Source organism: Dermatobacter hominis, assembly GCF_020715685.1.
Taxonomy (GTDB): Bacteria; Actinomycetota; Acidimicrobiia; order Acidimicrobiales; family Microtrichaceae; genus Dermatobacter; species Dermatobacter hominis.
In genome coordinates, this window is record NZ_CP085840.1 from 3,621,228 (window position 1) to 3,643,581 (window position 22,354).

Annotated in this window: 22 protein-coding genes; 11 read left to right on the forward strand and 11 right to left on the reverse strand. The window is 73.8% G+C overall.

Translation table 11 applies throughout. The features are described from left to right. Positions 1-24: 24 nt before the first annotated feature. Entirely contained in the window at positions 25-483 is a 459-nt protein-coding gene (locus tag LH044_RS16930) for a hypothetical protein (protein ID WP_227756767.1), read from the forward strand. 20 nt (positions 484-503) lie between these two features. Here LH044_RS16930 and LH044_RS16935 read toward each other — a convergent pair whose 3' ends face one another. Continuing rightward, on the reverse strand, positions 504-1,334 hold the full coding sequence (locus LH044_RS16935; protein ID WP_227756768.1) for a hypothetical protein: 831 nt from the start codon (positions 1,332-1,334) through the stop codon (positions 504-506). Beyond that, the gene (locus LH044_RS16940; RefSeq protein ID WP_227756769.1) at positions 1,331-1,870 is read right to left on the reverse strand and encodes a hypothetical protein; all 540 of its coding nucleotides are present in this window, start codon (positions 1,868-1,870) and stop codon (positions 1,331-1,333) included. The genes LH044_RS16935 and LH044_RS16940 overlap by 4 nt, the downstream gene beginning before the upstream one ends. A 192-nt stretch (positions 1,871-2,062) precedes the next feature. On the opposite strand from LH044_RS16940, the gene LH044_RS16945 reads away from it, so the two are divergent. Further along, positions 2,063-3,328, forward strand: coding sequence for an ATP-binding protein (locus tag LH044_RS16945; RefSeq protein WP_227756770.1), 1,266 nt, complete (start codon positions 2,063-2,065; stop codon positions 3,326-3,328). Next, a complete protein-coding gene (locus tag LH044_RS16950) occupies positions 3,325-4,671 on the forward strand; it encodes a tetratricopeptide repeat protein (RefSeq protein ID WP_227756771.1) in 1,347 nt (448 codons plus the stop codon). The genes LH044_RS16945 and LH044_RS16950 overlap by 4 nt, the downstream gene beginning before the upstream one ends. Positions 4,672-4,866: 195 nt before the next feature. Here the strand turns inward: LH044_RS16950 and LH044_RS16955 are convergent, their stop codons facing one another. After that, positions 4,867-6,120: a DUF2254 domain-containing protein gene (locus tag LH044_RS16955; protein ID WP_227756772.1), complete on the reverse strand. Its 1,254-nt coding sequence runs from the start codon at positions 6,118-6,120 to the stop codon at positions 4,867-4,869. A gap of 115 nt (positions 6,121-6,235) precedes the next feature. Here LH044_RS16955 and LH044_RS16960 point away from each other — a divergent pair, with 115 nt between their 5' ends. The 3 genes from LH044_RS16960 to LH044_RS16970 all read left to right on the forward strand — a co-directional run bounded on the left by LH044_RS16960 (position 6,236) and on the right by LH044_RS16970 (position 8,847). Beyond that, the gene (locus tag LH044_RS16960; RefSeq protein ID WP_227756773.1) at positions 6,236-6,697 is read left to right on the forward strand and encodes an SRPBCC domain-containing protein; all 462 of its coding nucleotides are present in this window, start codon (positions 6,236-6,238) and stop codon (positions 6,695-6,697) included. A 117-nt stretch (positions 6,698-6,814) separates the two neighbouring features. After that, a complete protein-coding gene (locus LH044_RS16965; protein WP_227756774.1) occupies positions 6,815-7,672 on the forward strand; it encodes an SDR family oxidoreductase in 858 nt (285 codons plus the stop codon). Between the two features lie 14 nt (positions 7,673-7,686). Continuing rightward, entirely contained in the window at positions 7,687-8,847 is a 1,161-nt protein-coding gene (locus LH044_RS16970) for a CaiB/BaiF CoA transferase family protein (protein WP_227756775.1), read from the forward strand. Between the two features lie 15 nt (positions 8,848-8,862). On the opposite strand, the gene LH044_RS16975 is transcribed toward LH044_RS16970, so the two are convergent. After that, positions 8,863-9,567, reverse strand: a complete 705-nt coding sequence (locus tag LH044_RS16975; RefSeq protein WP_227756776.1) for a DUF899 domain-containing protein — start codon at positions 9,565-9,567, stop codon at positions 8,863-8,865. A 125-nt stretch (positions 9,568-9,692) separates the two neighbouring features. Here LH044_RS16975 and LH044_RS16980 point away from each other — a divergent pair, with 125 nt between their 5' ends. From LH044_RS16980 to LH044_RS16990, 3 genes are all read left to right on the forward strand, one after another. After that, positions 9,693-10,436, forward strand: a complete 744-nt coding sequence (locus LH044_RS16980) for a class I SAM-dependent methyltransferase (protein ID WP_227756777.1) — start codon at positions 9,693-9,695, stop codon at positions 10,434-10,436. A 63-nt stretch (positions 10,437-10,499) separates the two neighbouring features. Further along, positions 10,500-11,087, forward strand: a complete 588-nt coding sequence (locus LH044_RS16985; protein WP_227756778.1) for a TetR/AcrR family transcriptional regulator — start codon at positions 10,500-10,502, stop codon at positions 11,085-11,087. After that, positions 11,084-11,980, forward strand: a complete 897-nt coding sequence (locus LH044_RS16990) for an oxygenase MpaB family protein (protein ID WP_227756779.1) — start codon at positions 11,084-11,086, stop codon at positions 11,978-11,980. The genes LH044_RS16985 and LH044_RS16990 overlap by 4 nt, the downstream gene beginning before the upstream one ends. A 22-nt stretch (positions 11,981-12,002) precedes the next feature. On the opposite strand, the gene LH044_RS16995 is transcribed toward LH044_RS16990, so the two are convergent. Genes LH044_RS16995 through LH044_RS17010 form a run of 4 tightly spaced genes read right to left on the reverse strand, consistent with a single transcriptional unit; the run spans position 12,003 to position 16,786 of the window. Beyond that, positions 12,003-12,881: a thioesterase family protein gene (locus LH044_RS16995; RefSeq protein WP_227756780.1), complete on the reverse strand. Its 879-nt coding sequence runs from the start codon at positions 12,879-12,881 to the stop codon at positions 12,003-12,005. Positions 12,882-12,906: 25 nt separating this feature from the next. Then, entirely contained in the window at positions 12,907-13,752 is an 846-nt protein-coding gene (locus tag LH044_RS17000; RefSeq protein ID WP_227756781.1) for an aldose epimerase family protein, read from the reverse strand. Positions 13,753-13,773: 21 nt separating this feature from the next. Further along, positions 13,774-16,086: an arylsulfatase gene (locus LH044_RS17005; protein ID WP_227756782.1), complete on the reverse strand. Its 2,313-nt coding sequence runs from the start codon at positions 16,084-16,086 to the stop codon at positions 13,774-13,776. Between the two features lies 1 nt (position 16,087). Further along, the gene (locus tag LH044_RS17010; protein ID WP_227756783.1) at positions 16,088-16,786 is read right to left on the reverse strand and encodes a 5'-methylthioadenosine/S-adenosylhomocysteine nucleosidase family protein; all 699 of its coding nucleotides are present in this window, start codon (positions 16,784-16,786) and stop codon (positions 16,088-16,090) included. A gap of 109 nt (positions 16,787-16,895) precedes the next feature. Between LH044_RS17010 and LH044_RS17015 the strand changes: the two genes are divergently transcribed. Together LH044_RS17015 and LH044_RS17020 are read left to right on the forward strand one after the other, a co-directional pair. Beyond that, a complete protein-coding gene (locus tag LH044_RS17015) occupies positions 16,896-18,119 on the forward strand; it encodes a cytochrome P450 (protein WP_227756784.1) in 1,224 nt (407 codons plus the stop codon). A 2-nt stretch (positions 18,120-18,121) separates the two neighbouring features. Beyond that, positions 18,122-18,313 carry a ferredoxin gene (locus LH044_RS17020; RefSeq protein ID WP_227756785.1) on the forward strand — a complete coding sequence of 64 codons (192 nt, stop codon included), beginning with the start codon at positions 18,122-18,124 and terminating at the stop codon, positions 18,311-18,313. Between the two features lie 44 nt (positions 18,314-18,357). On the opposite strand, the gene LH044_RS17025 is transcribed toward LH044_RS17020, so the two are convergent. From LH044_RS17025 to acuI, 3 genes are all read right to left on the reverse strand, one after another. Then, entirely contained in the window at positions 18,358-20,313 is a 1,956-nt protein-coding gene (locus tag LH044_RS17025) for a primary-amine oxidase (RefSeq protein ID WP_227756786.1), read from the reverse strand. Then, a complete protein-coding gene (locus tag LH044_RS17030) occupies positions 20,310-21,140 on the reverse strand; it encodes an SDR family NAD(P)-dependent oxidoreductase (RefSeq protein WP_227756787.1) in 831 nt (276 codons plus the stop codon). The genes LH044_RS17025 and LH044_RS17030 overlap by 4 nt, the downstream gene beginning before the upstream one ends. A 77-nt stretch (positions 21,141-21,217) precedes the next feature. After that, complete coding sequence (acuI, locus tag LH044_RS17035) at positions 21,218-22,207, reverse strand: acrylyl-CoA reductase (NADPH) (protein ID WP_227756788.1); 990 nt, start codon at positions 22,205-22,207, stop codon at positions 21,218-21,220. Positions 22,208-22,354 lie beyond the last annotated feature (147 nt).

The window sequence follows — 22,354 nt, forward strand, 5'->3', positions numbered from 1 at the left end:
ACGTGGGATCACGGTCCAGGAGGGATGACCATGGCCGAAGAGGTGCTCGCCGACTGCGAGAAGCTCCTGAAGTGGGACGCTCCGAAGCGGAAGCAGACCGTGTTCTCGGCCAAGCTCGGCCGGCTGGTCGTGACCGACGAGCGGGTGGTCTTCCTGTCGACCGGTTCGAACGACCTCACCATCGGCAAGGCGTTGGCGAGCGGGTTCGTCAGTCCGATCGTCGGGACGATGTCGTCGTCGACCGGCCACCTGGACGAGGGTGCGCTGGCCAACGACGGCAGCCTCGTGATCCCGCTCGGCGCGATCACCAAGGTCGAGGTGAAGGGCATGTTCAAGGCCCTCACGATCGGCTACCGGACCTCGGAGGGCGAGCGGTTCGCGTCGCTCGCCCCGAAGAACGGGGGGATCCCCGGCGGCGACTCGTGGGTCGAGCTCATCGAAGGAGCGAGGGCCCGGCTCCAGCAGCGCAGCGCGGGCGCCTGATCGGAGGCCGTCGCCGTCGTTCACCCGCCGTTCGCCGGATGGCACGCCGGCAGGGGGACGCCTCGGGCGACGAGCGCCCGGATCGTCGCCTCCGCCCCCTCGGCGGGGAAGGGCGGAGCGTCGCCATCGGCTCCCGACCGCCACCCGAGGTCGCTCCCGGTGCTGCGGGTGATGCAGGGCTCCGAGATGTTCTCGACGAGCGACGTCCCCCGCACCGGGTGCATCACGGCAGGGTCGCCGCCCCCGGCCACCATCGCCTCGAACGACCGCAGGTCGCCCTCCGCGGCGTCGCGGAACGCGAAGAGCGAGCTGGGATCGCCGCCGGGCACCCTCGCCGCGGTCCACGGCTGATCGCCGCTGCTGCACCGGGCGGGGCCGCCGACGTCGCCGAGCGCCTCCGCCTGGCCGTTCAGGTCGGCGCGCCGGACCTGCACGGTCCCGGCGAGCGCGTCGGTGCCGGTCGCGTCGCCGACGACCTCGGCCTCCACGGTCCGGGCGTCGCCGTCGGGCAGCTCCCGGCGCGCCGCGCCCGTCGCCTCGAACGACGCGCCGTGCAGCGCGCCGCCCGCATCGGCCGGATCGACCTCGTTGGCGACCACCTCGTCGGGCGGCTCGTCGCGGCAGCGCAGGGACGGCCAGGCGACCAGGACGCGACCGGTGCCGTCGATCGCCACGGTGATGGGCTCTCCGGTGCGCAGCGATCCGCGGAAGATCCCAGCGGGCACCGCCGGAGGACCCGTGGTCGACGGGCCGGCGGTGCGACCGCCGTCGTCCGTCCCGCAGGCGGGGAGCACGATGCCGACGAGGAGGGCGCTCCCGGCGGCGATCACCCGCGCCGGGCGACGCGTCATCCGGCCTTCTTGAGCGAGCCCGTCGCGGTGCCCCCGGCGGCCGGTTCGGCGAGGCAGACGACCTGGGAGGACGACATGGGGTCGTCGCTCGCCGACTCGATCCAGAAGACGGCGTACCCGCTGCCCTCGAGCGGGGTGCCGGTGTAGTTGGCGAACAGGTTCGTGCAGGCCGTCTGCGGGTCGGACGGCGCGAGCGACCGACCGACGAACTCGGCGGCGTGGGGGAGCGAGCAGTCGTCGACCTGCACGGTCTCGAACTCGCCGTCCGGGACGCTCACGACGCAGTCCCCCGGGTTGAGCGCGAGCGCTCGCTTCGTCCGGGGCCCCGCCGGCACCGCCGTGGTGGCCGTCGTGGTGGTCGTCGTGGTGCTGGTGGTGCGGCGGATGGTGGTCTCCGTCGTGGCCGTGGCCGCGGTCGTCGCGGTGGGATCGGCCTCGGTCGGTTCGTCCGAACCGCACGCCGTCCCGCCGACGGCGCCGACGGCGACGACCGCCAGCGCACACGCGCGCCGCACTCCGGTTCGATCCCATCCCATGGCGCTGCTCCTCGTCGGTCCTGGAGCGACGGTACGAAGGCCATCAGGTCGGAGCATCCTCAGTTCGTGCCATCGACGGCGTCGATCGACCGGGTCGGCGCCGCCCCCGATTGGCACGATTCGGGGTGCCTGCCGGTCCGGCACGGCGCGACGTTGCCCTCGACGTCCCAGTGACCGAGGAGGGAGCGCCGCATGTCCGACAACGTGTTCGACGCGCTCGAGCGTGCGCTCGAGGCGGGCGGCGACGTGACGCTGCGCCTGCACCTGGTCGAACAGCTCCTCCAGGCGGGACGGGCGCGCCGGGCGCTCGAGCACTGCCAGGCGCTCCTGGCGGCCGACCCCGGCCACCTCGATGCGCTCACGTACGCGGCGAACGCGGCGGACGACGTCGGCCAGAACGACCTCGCTGCCGTGTACCGACGGCGGCGGGAGTCGATCGAGGGCGGTGAGGAGCAGTTCGAGCGGTCCGAGGAGGAGTCGCCCCCGGTGGCGCCCGTCGTGCTGGTCGACACCCCGGCCGACGAGCGGATCGGGGTGCACGTCGATGGAGGGCCGCCCGGTGCCTTCGAGGTCGAGCGGCCCACGGTCACGCTGGACGACGTGGCCGGGCTCGAGGACGTCAAGCGGCACCTGGAGGAGACGGTGCTCGTCCCGATGGAGTCGCCGGAGCTGCGCGAGGCCTTCGGGCTCTCGGTGGGCGGCGGGCTGCTGCTCTGGGGGCCGCCCGGGTGCGGCAAGACGTTCCTGGCCCGCGCGCTCGCCGGCCGGTTCGGTGCCGGGTTCATCGCGATCGGCATGTCCGACGTGCTCGACATTTGGCTGGGCAACTCGGAGAGGAACCTCCACGAGCTGTTCGCGACGGCACGCGGCCACGTCCGGACGACCGGCACGCCGTGCGTCGTCTTCGTGGACGAGATCGACGGGCTCGGCGTCCGACGATCGAAGACCTCCAACACCGGCATCCGGACCGTGGTGACGCAGCTGCTCACCGAGCTGGACGGGGTCGAGGCCGCCAACGACGGGCTGTTCGTCGTCGGCGCCACGAACCAGCCCTGGGACATCGACCCGGCCCTGCGTCGACCGGGCCGCTTCGATCGCACGGTGTGCGTCCTCCCGCCCGACCGTGCGGCGCGGTTCGCCATCCTGGCGGCGGGGCTGGAGGGCAAGCCGCTCGCGCCGACGCTCGAGGTGTCGACCGTCGCGGACCGGACGGACCTGTACTCCGGCGCCGACCTCGCCCACCTCACCACCACGGCCCTGCGCGGGGCGCTGGCCGCGTCCCGGCGCGCCGGTCGCGTCGTGCCGGTCGACCAGGAGCACGTCGACGCGGCGCTGGCCGAGGTCCGACCCTCGACGATCGACTGGCTCGGCACCGCCCGTTCGGCCGCCCGCTACACCTCCGACCCGGCCATGTTCGAGCCGCTCGTCGCCTACCTCCGGGCGAGGGGTCGCTGGTGAGCGACGATCCCGCCGGTCGCCTCCCGCGCGCTGCGTCCAGCGAGGCCGACCTCCTCTTCGACGCCGGACGGTGGGCGGACGCAGCAGGGCGGTACCGGCGGGTGCTCGAGAGCGAACCCGGCGACGTCCACTGCCTGACGTTCCTGGCGGCGGCCCGGTCGATGTGCGGCGACGACGCGGGCGCCACGGAGGCGATCATCGACGCTCTCGGCAGAGCCCCGCAGGAGGCGAGCGTGCTCTCGAACGCGCTCTTCGTCGGGCTCAGAGCAGGACCGACGAACCCGCTGTTCGAGGATCGGCGCCGTCTGCTCGCGCAGCTGATCGAGGTCGATCCCGAGGGCGAGCGTGCCGGCCCCCGGATCCTCTTCACGATGGTCTCCCTGGGATCCCTCGCCGAGGCCCGGCGCGAGGCGGAGGAGCTCCTCGGACGCCGGGGCGACGATCCCGAGGTGCTGCGGGCCGCTGCTCACGTATACCTGCGGTCGGCAGGGGAGTCGAGCTCGAGCCGCGCCACCCGGAGGGCCCACCGGCGGCGCGCGACCGAGCTGCTCGAGCGCGCCGTGCGGCTCGATCCGCTCGACGCCTCGGCCCTGGCGATGCTCGCGGAGGCCGCCCGGCTGTCGGGGCGCCGTGTCGACGGGGTGGAGCACCTCATCGCGGCGGTCCGGGCCGGGGACCTCACGGTCGCAGACCGGCTGGGAACCCGATCGAGGGAGGTCGCGATCTGGTCGGTGTGGGCCGTCCCGGTGGGCACCGTCGTCGTCGGCGTGCTCGCGACGATGGCCGTCGCGTCGGACCTCGTCCCTCCGTGGGTGGGTGCGGCGGTGGTCTGGGCCGCAGCGCTCCTGCTCGGGCGCGGCGCGCTCGCCGCCGCCGCACGGATGCGCCGTGCCCTTCCGGCGACGGCGCACGTCGAGGTGCTCCGGCACCGCTCCGCCGCCGCGATCGTGGCCGGGGCGCTCACCGTCGCCGCGACCTCCGTGCTGCTCAGCCAGGGGCCGTCGATCTGGATGTCGGATCGCCCGGACCGGGACGGGTCCGAGCGCTGCGTGGTGGGCACCTCGATCGTCACGACGCCGTCCGCGCCCACCGCACCTCCGACGATCCCGCCGGGCGGCGGCCGTGCGGGGATCGGCCCCCCGTCGACCGTCGCGCCGGTCGAGGTGCCGGTGCTGGGACCGTGCCCCCCGGGGCACCACTCGGCCGAGGAGCGGCGGATCGCGGCGCGCATCGAGCAGCTCGAGCACCTGACCGCGCCGGGGTTCCTGCTCGTCGGCCTCGTCGCGACGGTGATCGCCGTCGCGACGCTGCGTCGGCTGCGGTCCCAGCCGCACCGCTGGTGACGGGCGCGCTCCGATCTGTCGGGCCGTGAAACGCTGAAGGGCGTTCGTGCGATCTGAACAGCGCTACATCACACGAGGACGCCCGGGTACCACTGCGGATACCCGGGCGTCGTCGCGTGCGGGCCCGGTCCCGTGGCCTGCGTTCTGGCTGTCGTCCTGCCGGCCAGGGCCGGCAGGACGACAACCAGAACGGGGTCAGGCGGGCGCGTTGCGACCGGCGTTCGGGCCGATCCCGTGCGGGTCGGGGCGCAGGTCGACGTCGGGTTCCTCGGCGTCGCGCTCGCCCACCCGATCGCGGAGCCGCTGGAGGGTGTGGTCGAGGATCTCCTGGCGGGCCGGCGGCGCGATCACCTTCAGGTCGACGAGGGCCGCGACCAGGCGTCGCTCGACCTGGGGCGAGCCGGAGCCGGCCAGGATGATCTCCTCGAACGCCAGTCGGACGTACGCGTCCCAGTCCATCGTCGGCATCTCGAACCGGACGGCCCCCTCGCCGTCCCGGAACTCGCCGTCGGGCATCTCCCTCGTGGCGAGCTGGCGGAGGGCGTCGTGCAGGCGGTCGATCGCCTGGACCGCCGTCGTCGGGTCCTGGAAGGGCGACTCGGACACCGACCGCTCCGCGATGTCGACCAGGAGGCGGAAGCCGTAGGAGACGTCCTGTTCGAGCGTGCGCTCGAGGCCGAGGCGGACCGCCCGGCGGAGCTCGTCGGTGTCGACCCCGTCGCCGTCGACCTCGAACAGCGGCGCCCCCGACGGGACGAACTGCCCCAGGCCGGGCGGCATCGTCACCTTCGCGTCGGCGTTCGAGGCGAGCTCGACGATGCGCTCGACGTCGACGGTGCAGATCACGCCCGACCGGTCGGCCGGCACCACGCCGGGCCGGTCCACCTCCGGACCGTCGGCGTTCGGCGGGTACGTCGTGTCGAGCAGGCGGCGCACGTCAGTGCCGACCAGCTCGATCAAGGCCGACACCCGGAGCGCTCGACCGGTGTGGTCGACGTAGAGGACGAGCACCGCCACGCTCAAGAGCACGAGGACGTAGCTGACGACGATCGCCAGACCCGGCACCACGTCGCTCCCGCCGGACCCGATCTCCCGCAGCGTGAGCATGGCGTGCACGAAGGTCGCGACGAAGAGCCCGATCGCGAACTGGCTCGGCTTGTCCTGCAGGATCCCCTGCACGATGCGCGGGGAGAACTGCCCCATGGCCAGCTGGACGACCACCATCGTGATCGTCAGCACCAGGGCCGCGAGCGAGATCATCGACGCGGCGATCGTGGACAGGATCTGCAGCGCGGCGTCGGGGCCGCCCGTCAGGGACTGGGACACCAGCTCGTAGTCGAACCGCCGATCGACCCAGATGGTGACGGAGGACAGCACCAGTCCGGCCAGCACGCACAGGACCGGGATGAACCAGAGCCGTGAGCGGAAGGGTGCCGATGCGCTGCGCACCCGCAGCCCCTACCCGGTCCTGTCGCGGTCAGAGCCCGGCTCGGTCCCTGCGGCTGCTCCCCCGGTCGGGCGGCGGCGCCGGGTCCTGGATCGGGCCTCCTCGTATGCTCACGCGATGCCGCGAACCGATCGGGCCGCGCTGCTGGTGCACGTGCCGGCGGCGGTGGTCTACGCCGCCCTCGTCGACGAGGCGGCGTTGCTCGAGTGGCTGCCGCCGACCGGGATGGTCGGCCGGTTCGAGCGCTTCGACGCCCGACCGGGCGGGTCCTACCGGTTGGTGCTCACCTACCTCGACGCCTCGACCGGGGCGGGCAAGGCGACCGCCGACTCCGACGTCGTCGACGTCCGGTTCGTCGAGCTGGTCGAGGGCGAGCGCGTGGTGCAGGCCGTCGACTTCCCGTCCGACGACCCGGCGTTCGCCGGCACGATGACGATGACCTTCTCCGTGTCGCCGGCCGTCGGCGGGTCGCTGGTCGAGATCGTCGCCGCCGACGTGCCCGACGGGATCTCGGCGGTCGACCACGCGGAGGGGCTGACGTCGTCGCTCGTGAACCTCGCCCGCCACCTCGGCGGCTGACCCCCGGCCCGAGCCGGGCGCAGATCGCGCCGCCGAGCAGGCCGGCAGGACAGCTGGTAGACGAAGGGTCGCTCCGCTCCAGGGGGGATCGCGAGCGCTCCGATCGGGAGGAGTCCGATGTCCGACGCACCCGTCGCGATCGTCACCGGCGCCAGCAGGGGGATCGGCCGCGCCGGCGCGCTGGCCCTGGCCGAGGCGGGCTTCGACGTGGCCATCAGCGCCCGGACCGTGCGGGAGGGGACCGGCACCGCCGAGTCGAACACCGTCCGGGAGGAGCGGTCCGTGCCGGTGCCCGGCAGCCTGGAACGGACGGCCGAGGAGATCGAGGACCGAGGTCGACGGGCGCTCATCGTGCCGATGGACCTGCTCGACCGCGACGCCGTGCTGGCGGTCCCGGCGACCGTGGTGGAGCGGTGGGGTCGCATCGACGTGCTGTTCAACAACGCCATCCACAAGGGCGTCGGCACGATGGACCGCATCGCCGATCTGACGGAGCGGTCGATGCACGACATGTTCACCGGCAACGTCGTCCACCAGATCCTGCTCATCCAGGCCGTGCTGCCGCACATGCTGGCGCAGGGGCGGGGCACGATCATCGACATGGTGTCCGGTTCGGCCCGCCACGACCCGCCGGCGCCGCCGGGGGAGGGCGGCTGGGGCATCCTCTACTCCGGCTCGAAGGCCGCCTTCGGCCGGGTGGCCGGGGGCATCAACGCCGAGCACCGGTCGGCCGGCATCCGGGCGTTCAACGTCGACCCGGGCAACGTCGTCACCGAGGCCCGTCGGGCCGCCAAGCCCGACGACGAGTACGCGGCCGGCTTCGGCAGCGAGCCGGCCGAGGCGACCGGCCGGGTCGTGGCCTGGCTGGCGACGGACCCCGGCGCCGACCGGTTCCTCGGCAAGTGGATCTTCGCCCCGAAGCTCTGCTCGGACCTCGAGCTCCTGCCCGGCTGGACCTACCAGCCGGTCGGGTGACGGGGGTGGCGACCATGGCAGGTCCGCTCGACGGCGTCCGGGTGCTCGAGCTCGCGGTCGCGCTCGCCGCCCCGTCGGCCGCAGCCGTGCTCGGCGAGTGGGGCGCCGAGGTGATCAAGGTCGAGCCCCTCACCGGCGACACCCAGCGGGGCAACACGCAGAACTCGTACTTCTCGCAGGACAACCGTGGGAAGCGGAGCGTGGCGCTCGACCTCGCGACCGACCAGGGCCGCGAGCTCATGCTGCAGCTCGTCGACCGCGCCGATGTGTTCGTCACGAACATCCGCCCCGGCGGGCTGCAGCGCCTCGGGATGGACCACGCCACGCTCCTCGACCGCAACCCTCGCCTGGTCTACGGCCTGCTCACCGGCTACGGGTCCGACGGACCGGCCGCGGGCCGGGCTGGCTACGACATGGGCGCGTTCTGGGCCCGGGCCGGGCTCGCCGGAGCGCTCGTCGGACGGGACGTCGCGCCACCGGTGCCCCGGCCCGCGATGGGCGACCACACGACCGGCCTCGCCCTCGTGGCGGCGATCACCGCGGCGCTGTTCGACCGTGAGCGCACCGGCAGGGGGCGGCTCGTCGAGACGTCGCTGGTGCGCACCGGCGCGTACGTCATCAGCTCCGACCTGGCCGCCCACGTCAACGGCGAGCGCCCGCAGGCGGGGCTCCGGCGGGCGCTCTACAACCCGATGCTCGCGTGCTACCGCTCCGGCGACGGGCGGTGGTTCTACCTGCTGGGGCTCGAGGCGACCCGGCACTGGCCGAACGTGGCCGCGGCGGTCGGTCGCGAGGACCTGCTCGGGGACGAGCGGTTCGGCGACTTCCTCGGCCTCATCACCCACCGCGACGAGCTGATCGCGATCCTCGACGAGGAGTTCGCGACGCGGTCGCTCGACGAGTGGGCCGCGGTCTTCGACGAGCACGACGTGTGGTGGGACCCCGTTCAGGACTTCGACGAGGTGGCGGCGGATCCCATCCTGCAGGCCGCCGGGGTGTTCCGGCCGATGGAGGGGGAACGGACCGCGATCGCGGCGCCGGCCGACGTCGGCGCGGCCGACGGCGTCGTCGGGTCCGAGCCCGAGCTCGGCCAGCACACCGAGGAGGTGCTGCTGGAGCTCGGGCTCGACTGGGACCGGATCTCGGCCCTCATGGCCGACGGGGTGATCCCCTAGGCGGAGCGGGGGCGATCAGCCGTCCGCGTACCGGGCGAAGGCCTCGGGCGGGGCCCAGCGGGAGTAGGTCGGCGACTGCGGCCAGCCGTCGGGCGAGTCCTGCCACTCCTCCTGACGCCCGTAGGGGAGCAGGTCGATCAGCGGGAAGGATTGGCTGAGCTGCTCGGTCCCGCGACCCTGGGTGTTGTACGTGCGGTACACGGTGTCGCCGGCGCGCAGGAACACGTTGACCTGGAAGCCGCCGCCCGGCGGCGCGCCCATGTCGGAGCCGAAGGGGCTGTTCGCCGTCGAGTACCAGTCCATCCGGTTGCCGACGCGGGCCTTGTAGGCGAGCGCCTCGTCGATCGGCCCCTGGGTGACGATCACGAAGCGTGCGTCGTACGGCTCGAGGAACTCGAGCCGCGTGAACTGGCTCGTGAAGCCGGTGCAGCCGCCGCACTGCCACGTCGCCCCGGGCGACCACATGTGGTGGTACACGATCAGCTGGCGGGCGCCGTCGAAGACGTCGGCCAGCGAGACCTCGCCGTCGGGTCCCTCGAGGGTGTACTCGGGCAGCGCCACCATGGGCAGGCGGCGGCGCTGCGCGGCGATGGCGTCGAGCTCGCGGGTCGCCGCCTTCTCGCGGGTCCGGAGGTCGTCGAGCGCGGCGCGCCAGGTCGCCTCGTCCACGACCGGCGGGATCGCCGCCATGGTCCCGTCGTCGGTCGGTGCATCGGGCATGGTCGCCTCCTTCGTCCCAGTGCCGACGGCTCGGGCCGGCCGATCTCATCGGTCGGTCGCCGCACCTCTCCGACGTCGCGCCGGCGTCGCCGCCGCCGGCCGGGGCCGACCCCTACGCTCGGCCCATGGCCGAGCCCACCTACGACCGGATCGGCGTCGGGTACGCGACCAAGCGGGTCCCGGAGCCACGGTGGGTGGCGCAGATCGCCAGGGCGCTCGGTGACGCCCGGACGGTGCTGAACGTCGGCGCCGGTTCCGGCAACTACGAGCCGGTCGACCGGCAGGTCGTCGGGGTGGAGCCGTCGTCGACGATGATCGCCCAGCGGCGGAACGGCAACCCGGTCGTGCAGGGCGTCGCGGAGGACCTGCCGTTCGCCGACGGCCGCTTCGACGCCGCGCTCGCGATCCTGACCGTCCACCACTGGACGGACCGGGCGGCGGGGCTCGCCGAGCTGCGCCGGGTGTCGGGACGGCAGGTGCTCGTGGTCTACGAGCCCCTCGTGTCGCACTCCTTCTGGCTCGTCGACTACTTCCCCGAGGTGCTCACCGCGGACCTGGAGACGGGTGCGCCGACACCGGACGAGATCGGCCGGCACCTGCGCCTCGTCGACGTCGAGACGATGTGGATCCCGGCCGACTGCTCCGACGGCGTCGCCGCGGCGTACTGGCGACGACCCGAGGCGTACCTGGATCCGGACGTGCAGCGGTCCATGTCGATCCTGGCGCTGCTGCCCGACGACGTCGTCGCCCGCGGCGCCGCCGCACTGGCGAAGGACCTCGAGGACGGGACGTGGCATCGACGTCACGGCCACCTCCTCGAGCGGTCGGAGGCCGACTACGGCTACCGGCTCGCCATCGCCGAGGGCTGAGCCGCGCCGGCACCCACGACGCCGCTGGCGATCCCGAAAACAACCTGGAAGGATGTTCAGGTTGTGTCGGAGCGGATGGTCGACGGACGTCGGGAGCGGGGCGAGGCGAGCCGCCGCGCAATCCTCGCGGCGGCCTCGTCCGTCATCGTCGACGCCGGCGTCGGCGGCCTGACGTACCGGGCCGTGGCCGAACGGGCCGGCGTGCCGCTGGCGCGCGTCAGCTACCACTTCCCGACCGTCGACGACCTCCTCGTCGCCGCCACCGCCCACTACATGGACGACTTCGATCGTCGCCTGGCCGACATGGGAGCGGTGACGATCGCGCAGGGCCGGGACCTGCTCGAGGCCTGCACGAGCTTCCTCGAGGAGCTGGTCGGGCCGGGGGCCGCCGAGTTCCTGGCCGTCGTGGAGATCCGCCTCGCGCTCCACCGGCGCGGCAGGGTCGTCGACGACCGGCACGTGATCGGCGTCCTGTGCTCGTTCGGGCTGGACGAGGACGCCGCCGGGTCGGTGCTCTCGTCGCTGTTCGGCTTCGCCGTGCTGGTCGCGACGACCGACGCCACCGTCACCCGCGACCAGATCCGCACCCACGTCCGTGCCGTGCTCGACGGCATCGACATCCCGACCGCACCGAGGGAGGTCGCCACGTGACGACGACCGAGTCACGCCCGCGCGCCCAGGGCGCACCGCTCGGACCCGGGTCGCTCCTGTGGATGATCGCCGGCGACCCGCGAGGCCTCATGACCGGCTCCGCGGCCGGGATCATGCAGCTGATGCTGCCGGGGCTCGGGGCGGGCGTCACCGACCACTCGAACTTCTTCGACGACCCCTACGACCGCATCTTCCGGTCCATCCCGTACATCTGGCGATCGATCTTCTCCGAGGGCGACGAGGCCGACCGCAACGGCCGGACGATCCGCGACTTCCACCCCGAGATCAAGGGCACCGACCACCACGGGGCCCGGTACCACGCGCTCGATCCCGAGATCTTCTGGTGGGCGCACGCGACCTTCACGTGGGAGTTCTTCCGGGCGTGGGAGCTCTACTTCCCGGGTCGCCCGTCGCGCGCCCAGCAGGAGCAGCTCTACGCGGAGACCGTCACCTGGTACCGGCGCTACGGCGTCAGCGACCGCGCCGTGCCGGCGACGCGCGACGACTTCCGGGAGCGCTTCGAGCACATCTGCGCGCACGAGCTGGAGCTCACGCCGGCGGTCAGCTGGGTCCTCGACCCGTCGACCAACCCGGGCCCGTCGCGCACCCCCGGCCTGCCCGGCGCGTTGTCGCTGCTCGACGGCGTGGTCGCCGACCTGACCTCCGACGTCCTGCGGCTCATGGTCTTCGGCTGCATGCCCGACATCGTCCGTCGGCGCTTCGACTTCCGCTGGTCGAACGTCGACCGGCTCCGCTACGCGTCGCTGTGCGCCGCGCTGCAGGGTTCGGGCCCGGCGATCCGTCGCGGCCTGCTCTCGCAGGCCTGGCCCGTCGGGACGCCGCACCTCGACCCGGCCGACCACCGCCGGGTCGTCGTCGCCGGCGAGACCTGAGCCGGATCAGCCGGCGCGACCCCTATGGCCGGTCGTCGCTCGTCGACCTCGTCCCCGAGGCGCCGAGCCCCCGGAGCATCGCGGTCTGGGTCGCGGTGGCGACGTGGGCGCCGGCCTCGCTCCAGAGGTGGACCACGCCGGTCGCGAGCCCGTTGCCGACGTGCGTGCACGTCGAGTCGATCCCGATCCAGGTGCCGGTCGTCGGCGCCAGGAACTGGATGTCGATCTGGAGCGACACGCTGCCGACGGGGCTGTCGCCGCCGCCGAGCGCCACGACCAGCGCGGACCCGAGCGCGTCGCCGGGGATCGGCAGCAGGGCCGGGTGCCATGCGACGCCCGCCGGGGCCGGGGGGTCGTTGAACCGGAACCACAGCGCGAGGCGGGGGATCGGTGCGCTGCTGGCCGGCTCGGCCGAGCCGGTGGCGACGTGCCACGCCGTGTTGTCCAGGAACCCGAGCGGGAAGGCGTTGCCGATCGACTCGCCGTCGGTCGTCGGCGCGTCGCTGAGCTCGGGTGGCCGTGGCACCGGTGCCAGCTGCGGCCCGGGAATGGCCGGGTCGGTGAACACGGCGGTCATCGCCACGCTGACCTCGCCCTCGGGTGCGGTGGCGTCGCGGAGCGAGCCGAGGACCTGGGCGCCCCGGCGACCGCTCCGCAGCACGTCGACGTGGGTCGTGACCGGGCCGCAGGCGACCGGGCGGCAGAACGTGGCGCTGGCGCTCGCCAGACCCAGGTCCTCCCGGCCGAGCACCGCCGCCATGGCTCGCAGGCCCGCCGCCATGACGACCCCTCCCTGCGCGAAGTGGAGGCCCCAGGCGTCGGTGATGACCGAGTGCACGAGCGATCCGTCGCGGTCGTCGAGGGCGGGCGTGGTGTCGGTGAGGATGTTCGGCACGGCCATGGGAGCGCCAGTCTCCCGCATCCGGTCAGCCCGCCGGTCGGTCGACGGGTCGCTCCAGCCAGAAGGTGGCCGACAGGCGGTCGCCCGGCGCCAGCACCCGCGTGCCGTGGCCCGGCACGCCCCGGCGGGCCAGGCCGAACCCGTCGTTGGCCATCGTGACCGGCTCGACGGCCACCCACCCTGCGTCGCCCGTGTAGACGACGACGTCCTCGACCGGCCCGTCCCACCGGAGCGTGGCACCCGGGACGTCGGCCGTGGTCCCGGTCAGCCGCGTGAAGCAGCGGTCCATGGGCGGTGGGACGCGCGCCGAGCGGAGATCGTCATCGGGACCGACGTCGACCGGTGGGCCGACCGGCAGGGGGTCGCCGGGCCACCGGGCGGCGGCCGGCACCCGGACCGGTCCGGCGTGGAACCACGGGTGCACGCCCAGGCCGACGGGCACCGGCCGGTCCGCCACGTTCCGGACCGCGAGGTCGATCCGGAGGGAGCCGGGTCGGACCGAGTGGGTGAGGTCGCCGACGACGTCGTAGGGGCCGGCGGTCGCCCGCAGCGAGAGCTGGGCGCTCGACGGCGTCGCGCCCTCCACGGTCCACGGGGCGTGGGCCGCCAGGCCGTGGAGCGCGCTGCCGTCCTCGTGGTCCACCGGCAGCCGGTGCACGCCGTCGTCCAGCTCGAGCAGGCCGCCGGGGAGCCGGTTCGACCAGGGTAGGAGCGGGTAGCAGCCCCAGTCGTGCCAGGACGTCGCCCGCTCCTTCGGGCGGAGGATCGACCCGTCGCCGAGGTCGAGCTGCGCGACCCGGCCGCCGGCCGCCGGCGCGATCGTCGCCGTCGTGGCGCCGGCCCGGAGGGTGATCGTCGTGCGTTCGGCCAACTCGGGCTCCCCGCGGCGGCGTCACTGCTCGAACAGGATCCGTTCGAGCTCGGTCAGGGGGTTCACCGCCGGCACCTCGGACAGTGCCACGTCGACACGGTGCAGCGTCGAGTCGAACGGGAACGGGGCCTCGTAGCCCTCGCCGACCGCGGGGCCGATCTCGTAGCCGCACGTGAGCCCGGTCCCGGTGCCGTTGAACGCGACGACCGTGACCTCGGCGAGCGACGCCCTGCCGACCTCCACGCCGTCGACCTCGAGCACGGCCACGCCGCCGGGCCTGTCGCCGTGGGGATCGTACGAGTACGACAGCACGTGGGCGCCAGGGGCGAGCGCCCGGTCGGCGGTCACCGTGAGGCGCGTCCGGCCGTACAGGTTGTGGACGTAGCGGAGCCGGCCGTCGAGGACCTGGAACGAGAACCCGCCGAGCGTCGAGCCCTGCGCGAGCAGCACGCCCTGCGGGGCGACGTCGTCGGCGATGGTCACGTGCGCGTCGATGCGGTGGCCCCGGTTCTTCGTGTCGATCGCGACGCGCTCCGGCACGGGTGACGATCCCGGGAAGTAGCTGGCCCGGAGCTGGTCGGGTCGCCCGTCGGGCCGCGGCCGCAGGATCGTGTGCAGCGCCCGGTTGTCGAGCGGCAGCACGTCGTTGGCGCGGGCCTCGCGCCACCACAGGTCGACCATCTCGGCGAGGCGCGCCGGTTCGGCGGCGGCGAGGTCGCGGGTCTCGGTGGGGTCGGCCCGCACGTCGTAGAGCTCCCAGCGGTCGTCGGCGAACGGCGCGTTCCAGTCGAGCCCGTCGTCGTAGAGGGGGGCGATCGGCTTGAACGTCACGGCCTTCCACCCGTCGTGGTAGATCGCCCGGCTGCCGAGCATCTCGAAGTGCTGCGTCCGGTGGCGCTCCGGCCGGTCCGATCCGCCCGGGCCGAGGAGGTCGGCCACGCTGACGCCGTCGATCCGCGACTGCGGGACCCGGCGCAGCTCCGACGGTGCCTCGACGCCGACCAGGTCGAGGATCGTCGGCAGCACGTCGATCGCGTGGGCGAACTGGCGGCGCACGCCGCCGCGCTCGACGTCGCCGCCGCGCCAGCTGACGATGCACGGATCGGCGACGCCGCCCTCGTGCACCTCGCGCTTCCAGCGCCGGAACGGCGTGTTGCCCGCCATCGTCCAGCCCCACGGGTAGTTGTTGTGCACGGTGGGTCCGCCGAGCTCGTCGATGCGCTCGACGAGCTCGGACGTCGGGGTGGGGTCGACGTTGCGGATGCGCACGTCGTTGAGCGAGCCGGTGGCGCCGCCCTCCGCGCTCGCTCCGTTGTCCGACACGACCACGACGACCGTGTCGTCCCGGTCCCCGGTCTCGTCGAGGAACGCCAGGACCCGGCCGAGCTGGTGGTCGGTGTACGAGAGGAAGGCCGCGAAGCACTCCATGAAGCGCGCCGCCACGCGGCGTTCGTCGTCGGACAGGTCGTCCCAGCCCGGCACCCACGACGGTCGCTCGGGCAGCACGGTGCCCTCGGGCAGCAGCCCGGCCTCGACCTGGCGGCGCAGCGTCCGGGCCCGCCACTCGTCCCAGCCGGCGTCGAAGCGGCCCCGGTACCGCTCGATCCAGTCGGCCGGCGCGTGGTGCGGCGAGTGGCACGCCCCGGTCGCGAGGTACACGAGGAACGGCCGGTCCGGATCGACCGAGCGGAGGTCCGCCAGGACGCCGATCGCCCGGTCGGCGAGGTCGGCGCTGAGGTGGTAGCCGTCCTCGATCGACGCCGGCGGCGCCACCGGGTGGTTGTCGTGCTGGAGCGCCGGGACGAACTGGTGGGTCTCGCCGCCGTGGAAGCCGTACCAGCGGTCGAAGCCGCGGCCGAGCGGCCACGAGTGGCGGGGCGCGGCGGCGTGGGTCTCCTCCTCGGGGGTCAGGTGCCACTTGCCGACGGCGTAGGTGGCGTAACCGGCCTCGCGGAGGATCTCGGACAGGAAGCCGTTCTCCTGCGGGATCGTCCCGTCGTAGCCCGGGTAGCCCATGGCGAGGTCGGTGATCCGGCCGAGACCGTTGCGGTGGTGGTTGCGACCGGTGAGGAGGCAGGAGCGGGTGGGGGAGCACAGCGCGGTGGTGTGGAAGTTCGCGAAGCGGACGCCCTCCGCGGCGAGCCCGTCGATCACCGGCGTGTCGACGTCGGAGCCGTAGCAGCCGAGCTGGCCGAACCCGACGTCGTCCAGGACGATGAGCAGCACGTTCGGCGTCCCGGCGGGCGGCCGGGGCGGGTCGGGCCACCAGGGCGTGGAGGTCCGCCAGTCGTCGCCGACCGTGCCGTGGAACGGGTCCCTGTTCGATCTCGGCACCTCACCCTCCTCCCACGGCGGCGACCACGGCGGCGGTGGCCACCCTGGTCGCCCGCCGGGTGTCGACCGCCACCTTCACGAGCCCGGGGACGCGGGACGGTGCACCGGCGGCGTGGCGGAGCGCGGCGCGCACGTCGGCGGTGCCGTCGGGGCGGGTGAGCGCCAGGGTCGCCTCGTCGACCGTGCCCGCGCCCACGAGGTCGCTGATGCCCCGGAAGGCGGTCCAGGCCAGGCCGTGGCGGCCCGCCACCGCCGCCACGGCCGAGGTCTCCATGTCGACCGCGTGGACGCCGGCCGCCGCGTGGTCGGCCAGTCGGTCGGCCGGCCAGATCCCGTCGGTCGTGACGATGGCGCCCGACGGCTCGAGCGGGCCCCACGGGACCGACTCGAACCGCTCGCCCGTCGCGGCGTCGATCACCTCGGCCGGCACGACGAGGTCGCCGAGCCCTGCTGCCAGGCCACCGGCGATGCCGCAGACGACCAAGCGGTCGGGGGAGTAGCGGCGGACGACGTGCTCGGTGACCTCGCCGGCGTGGTCGGGTCCGATGCCGACCATGTGCACCGTGACCTCGACGTCGCCCACCCGGCCGCCCCAGGCGGCGGCGCGCCCGTCGTCGAGGCGCCGCACCCGGAGCGCGGACACGACGGGCCGCACCTCGACGTCCATCGGTGCCAGGATCGCCACCCGGGCCTCGGCCATGCGTCCTCCCTCCACCGGCCCGTGCGCCCACGGGCTCGGCCACGCCGCCTCGGCTAAGGTGACGTCACTGTCAGAAATCGTAGCCACCGAGCTCGCGATGGAGCAGCAGATGGACGCCACCGAAGCCGTGAACCCCGAGACCGGCGAGGCGAACCCCTACCTCCCGTGGGTGGCCGCCGACCCGAAGCCGTTCTACGACCGGCTGCGGGACGAGTGCCCGGTCGCGGCGATGGAGGGCATGGCCGGCGCCGGCGTCCACATCGTCAGCCGCTACGAGGACGTCCGGTGGGCGCTGCGCAACCCCGACATCTTCAGCTCCGACCTGGTCGCCCTCGACATCGGCCAGGACCGGCCGCTGATCCCGCTCCAGATCGATCCGCCCGACCACGCCACGTACCGCCGGGTGATCGATCCGACGCTCGGCCCCCGGGAGATCGGCGGGCTGGATGCCGGGATCCGTGAGGTCATCGGATCGATCATGGACCGGTTCGTCTACCGCGGCACGGTCGACGCGCACGCCGAGTTCACCGTGCCGCTGCCGTGCACCGTGTTCCTCGAGATCACCCAGCTCCCCGAGGCCGACCTGTCCAGGTTCCTGACGTGGAAGGACGAGATCATCCGGCCCGGAGGGGGCACGCTCGACGCCGAGGAGTCGGCCGCCCGTCGCCGCGCCGCCGGCCGGGAGCTGTACGAGTACTTCGAGGACGTGATCACGGAGCGGACCCGGGCGCCGGGGGACGACCTGATCAGCCGGTTCCTCACGACCGAGACCGACGGCCGGACGATGTCCCGCGAGGAGATGCTCGACATCTGCTACCTGTTCGTGCTCGCCGGGCTCGACACCGTCACCTCGACGCTCGACTGCTCGCTCGCCTTCCTCGCGCAGCACCCGCAGCACCGCCGTCGGCTCGTCGAGGACCCGTCGAGCACGCCGGCGGTGGTCGAGGAGCTGCTCCGCATGGAGACGCCGGTCATGCAGATCCTCCGGGTCGTGGCCAAGCCGGTCGAGCTGCACGGCGTCGCCATGTCGCCGGGCGACACGGTGATGCTCATGCTCGGGTCGGCGAACACCGATCCCGGCGAGTTCGGCGGCGACGCCGGGGTGTTCGACCCGGGCCGGCCCGTCAACCGCCACCTGGCCTTCGGCGGCGGGCCGCACCGGTGCCTGGGCTCGCACCTCGCTCGGCTCGAGCTCTCGATCGCGCTCGAGGAGTGGCACCGCCGGATCCCCGACTACGAGCTCGCCGCCGGTGCGGAGCTCACGTACTCGCCGGGCATCCGCGAGGTCGTGCACCTGCCGCTCACCTTCGACGTCGCCCCGGCGGCGGTCTGAGCGTGCAGATCCGCCTCGACGTCGATGCGTGCGTCGGCCACGGCCGCTGCTACGCGATCGACCCCGACGTCTTCGAGCCCGACGACCTCGGCCACTGCGTGGTGGTGCGGGCGGAGGTCCCGCCCGACGACGAGGAGCGGGCCCGCCGCGCGGTCGACGCCTGCCCCGAAGGCGCCCTGGCCGTCGACGGCTGACGGCCCGCGCCTCGTCCTGGCCCTCGGCGTCGACGGCCTCCCGTTCACGTGCCGTGGTGGGAGCAGTGCTCGCCGGGCGGGAGCCCGTGGTCCGGCGGCGGGACGTCGAGCGCCGGGTTGCGGTCGAAGAAGCCGCACGGCGACAGCAGGAACCCCGTGCACTCGACGGGCATCACCGGCCAGTCCTCGGGTCGCGGGAAGTGCGTGAGGCCGAACGAGTACCAGAGCACCACGTCGGTGTCGACGAGGTCGCGGTCCGCGTCGCTCCACAGGGGCAGGCCGTCGCCGCCCTCGTGCTGGTTCGGGAAGTCGCCGGCGGCCCGCCGCTCGTCCGGGTGGTACGGGGTCACCCAGAGGTTGTGGCGGGCGAACCCGGCCCGCCGAGCGACCGAGGACTCGGGTCGGGCCAGCAGCGTGGGCGTCGACATGGTCGGCACGAGCTTGTAGCCGACGGGCTGGTCGAGGCCGTTGCGCACGCCGACGTTCGTCACGCGCCACGATCGGCTCGTCGACGGCGAGACCTCCCGCTGCGCCTCGCACTCGCGCTCGAGCACGGTGGCCCGGGCCCGGAACGCGTTCGCCCACGGGTTGTCGCGACCGGCCGGGAGCACCTCGGCCTCGACCTCCTCGACGCGGTTTGCGGTCCCGTCGACGTCGAGGTCGAGCCGGGCGCAGAACAGGTGCTGGTGGACGGGTGCGGCCACGCCCGGGGCGACGGTCGTGGCGAACGGGTTCGTCGTGCCGACCGGGACGCCCTGGGTGGACATGATCCCGGTGAGCTTCACCTCGAGCTGGATCCCGCCGTCGAGGTACAGGTACCAGAAGAAGCCGTACTCGTAGTTCCCGACCGTCGCGATGTGGCTGATCACCATCCGGCGACTGCGCCGGACCTCGTGGCGTCCGGTCAGCAGGTCGACGTGCTTCCAGCCGATCCCGACGTCCTCCTCGTGCAGGCAGATGGCGTTCGGCACGATCCACGGGTCGCACCGCTCGTCCGCCATCGTCACGTCGACGTAGCGGATCTCCCCGAGGCAGTCGCACCCGAGCGTGAGCGGCTGCGTCATGCGGCCGAGACCCCACTCGCCTGCGTCGAAGGCGTTCTTCCACCCCTGGCCCTCGCCCGGGTCGCCGTAGGGCACGACCATCTCGGAGATCGACGCACGGTGCAGGACCGATCGCGTCCGCACGTCGCCGCCCGATGGGTCGTCGTAGGTGACCTGGTGCAGGACCAGGCCCTCGTAGGGGTCCCATCCCAGCCGGAGCGACCAGCGCTGCCAGCGGAGCAGCCCGTCCTCGACCGTGAAGCTCGGCCCCTCGGGCTGCGTGATCGAGATCGGGCGCAGGTCGGAGCGGAGCGGTCCGACGTCGTCGCGCCCGTAGCGGGCGCCGGAGGTGGCCACGGGCACCGGTTCCACGCCGTCGCGCTCGGCGTGGTCGATCACCTCGATGACCTCGCCGCGGCCGAGGTCGACGTGCACGACGACGCCCTCGACCGGCCGGGCGTAGCCGTTGTCGTCCGCATCGGTGCGCACGAACGAGATGCACCGTGCGATGCGACGGCCGCGCTCGGCCTCGTACCCGAAGGCGCCGGCGGGCCAGGGGTCGATCTGCACGTGCTCCAGGTCGACGATGCCGCGCCGAGCGAGCGCGGCGACGTAGTCGGGGTGGGCCTTGCAGGCGAGGATGCACATGAGCGACTCGCCCATGAGCAGCGCGGGGCGCATCCCCTCGATGACCTCCCGGCGCAGGATGCTGCGGGCGGTCACCGACACGACCAGCTCGACCATCGTGAGCTCGGGGCCGGGGACGACCAGGACGCGGACGCGCCGGTCGACGGGGACGCCGGGCCGCCAGGCCGCCACGTCGTCCTTGTGCGGCTCGTCGAGGACCACGTGCGCCACCGCTGCGCCCTCCGGCAGCTCGCCCGCCTCGCGGAGCACCTCCTTGGCGGCCGTCACCTCGTCGGGCGACAGGAGCGACAGCGGGTGGGCCCCCGTCACGACGCGACCCCGGGCGGCGCCGGCGCGGCCCGTCCGGTCGCCTCGAGCCGCTGCCGTGCGTACTCGGCCGAACCGGCCAGGAACCCGTCGACGTCGCCGGCCTTCACGGCGGGCAGGTCCGCGAACCAGTCGGGGACGAAGGACTCGGTGGCCCCGGAGTCGAGCGCGCCGAGGACCGCACCGACGATGGCGGAGGGTTCGAGGGGCTCGACGTCGGCCAGCGACGGATCGTCGTCGGTCGTCGTGAACAGCTCGGTCCGCAGGACGCCCGGCTGCACGACGTGCACCCCGACCGCGGCGCCGGCGATCGCCAGGTCCACGCGCAGCCCCTCGGCGTAGGCCGTCACCGCCGCCTTGGACGCCGCGTAGACCGCCTCGTTGGGCGGCGCGAGCCGGGCGGCGACCGATCCGACGAACACGACGTGGCCGGCCGACTCGACGAGGGGCCCGAGCAGGGCGGTGGTCAGCCGGATCGGCGACTCGACGTTGAGCCGCAGCACCGCCGTGACCTCGTCGGGGCGGTGCGCCCACGCCCACCGGCGCTTGGGCATGCCGGCGTTGTTGACCAGGAGGTCGAGGCCGCCGAGCTCGTCGACCGCCGCGGCCGCGAACGCGTCGAGCCCGTCGAGGTCGGCCAGGTCGACCGTCCACGCCCGGCTGCCGGGGGAGTGGCGACGGACGCGGTCGAGCACCTCGTCCAGGCGGTCGGTGCGCCGCGCGCACAGCGCGAGCCGGGCCCCCCGCTCGGCCAGCCCCTCGGCCAGCGCGGCGCCGAGACCCGAGGACGCCCCGGTCACGAGCACGCGTGCGCCGTCGGGATCGAACATGTGCGCCTCCCGGATCTGACGGTCGCGACCGACAGTGCCACAGATCTGACACCGACGTCAGGTTGGTCCGACCGGGCTCAGGGCACCTCGAGCACGATGCGGCCCCGGACCTTCCCCGCCAGCAATCGCGGCGCGAGGTCGGGTGCGTCGCCCAGCGGGTGCGTCGAGGTCATCGCCTCGAGGTGGTCGACGTCGAGGTCCGACGCCAGCCGCTCCCAGGCCTCGAGCCGCAGCTCCCTCGGCGCCATCACGCTGTCGACGCCGGCGAGCGTCACGCCGCGCAGGATGAACGGTGCGACCGACGCCGGCAGGTCCATGCCCTGGGCGAGGCCGCAGGCGGCGACGGTCCCGCCGTAGCGGGTGCCCGCCAGCACGTTGGCGAGCGTGTGGCTGCCGACGCTGTCGACCGCAGCGGCCCAGCGCTCCTTGCCGAGGGGGCGTCCCGGCTCGGACAGCTCGGCCCGGTCGATGACGTCGCTCGCGCCCAGCCCGCGCAGGTAGTCGCCCTCCTCGGGCCGACCGGTCGACGCGACGACCTCGTGGCCGGTCGCGGCGAGCAGCGACACGGCGACGCTGCCCACGCCGCCGGCGGCGCCGGTCACGAGCACCGGCCCGTCGCCGGCGCGGACGCCGTGGCGCTCGAGGGCGAGCACGCAGAGCATCGCGGTGTAGCCGGCCGTGCCGATGGCCATGGCCTGCGCCGGGGTGAAGGCCGCGGGCAGGGGGACCAGCCAGCCGGATTGGACCCGGGCGCGCTGCGAGTAGCCGCCCCAGTGGGTCTCGCCGAGGCCCCACCCGTTCAGCACGACCGGGTCGCCGACCGCAGGGCCGTCGTCGCCGGCGGCGCGGACGGTGCCGACGAGGTCGATGCCCGGCACCATCGGCCAGCGCCGGACGACGGGCGACGAGCCGGTGAGGGCGAGCGCGTCCTTGAAGTTGACGGTGGAGTGCGAGACGTCGACGGTGACGTCGCCCTCCATGAGGTCGTCGTCGTCGAGCTCGGTCCACTCGAGGTGCTGCTGGTCCTCGTCGTCGCGGCTGAGCAGGAACGCGGAGAACGTCGACACGGTGGATCCCCCTTGTGCGGCTGTCGCCCAGGTCTAGCGGAGTCCTCCGGCGGGCGAGTCCCGAGCTCGCGGTCTCGCCGCTCGCCGGGCCGGCTGCGCCCGGACCGCCTATCCTGGCCCCGTCTTCTGACACCCACGTCATGTTCG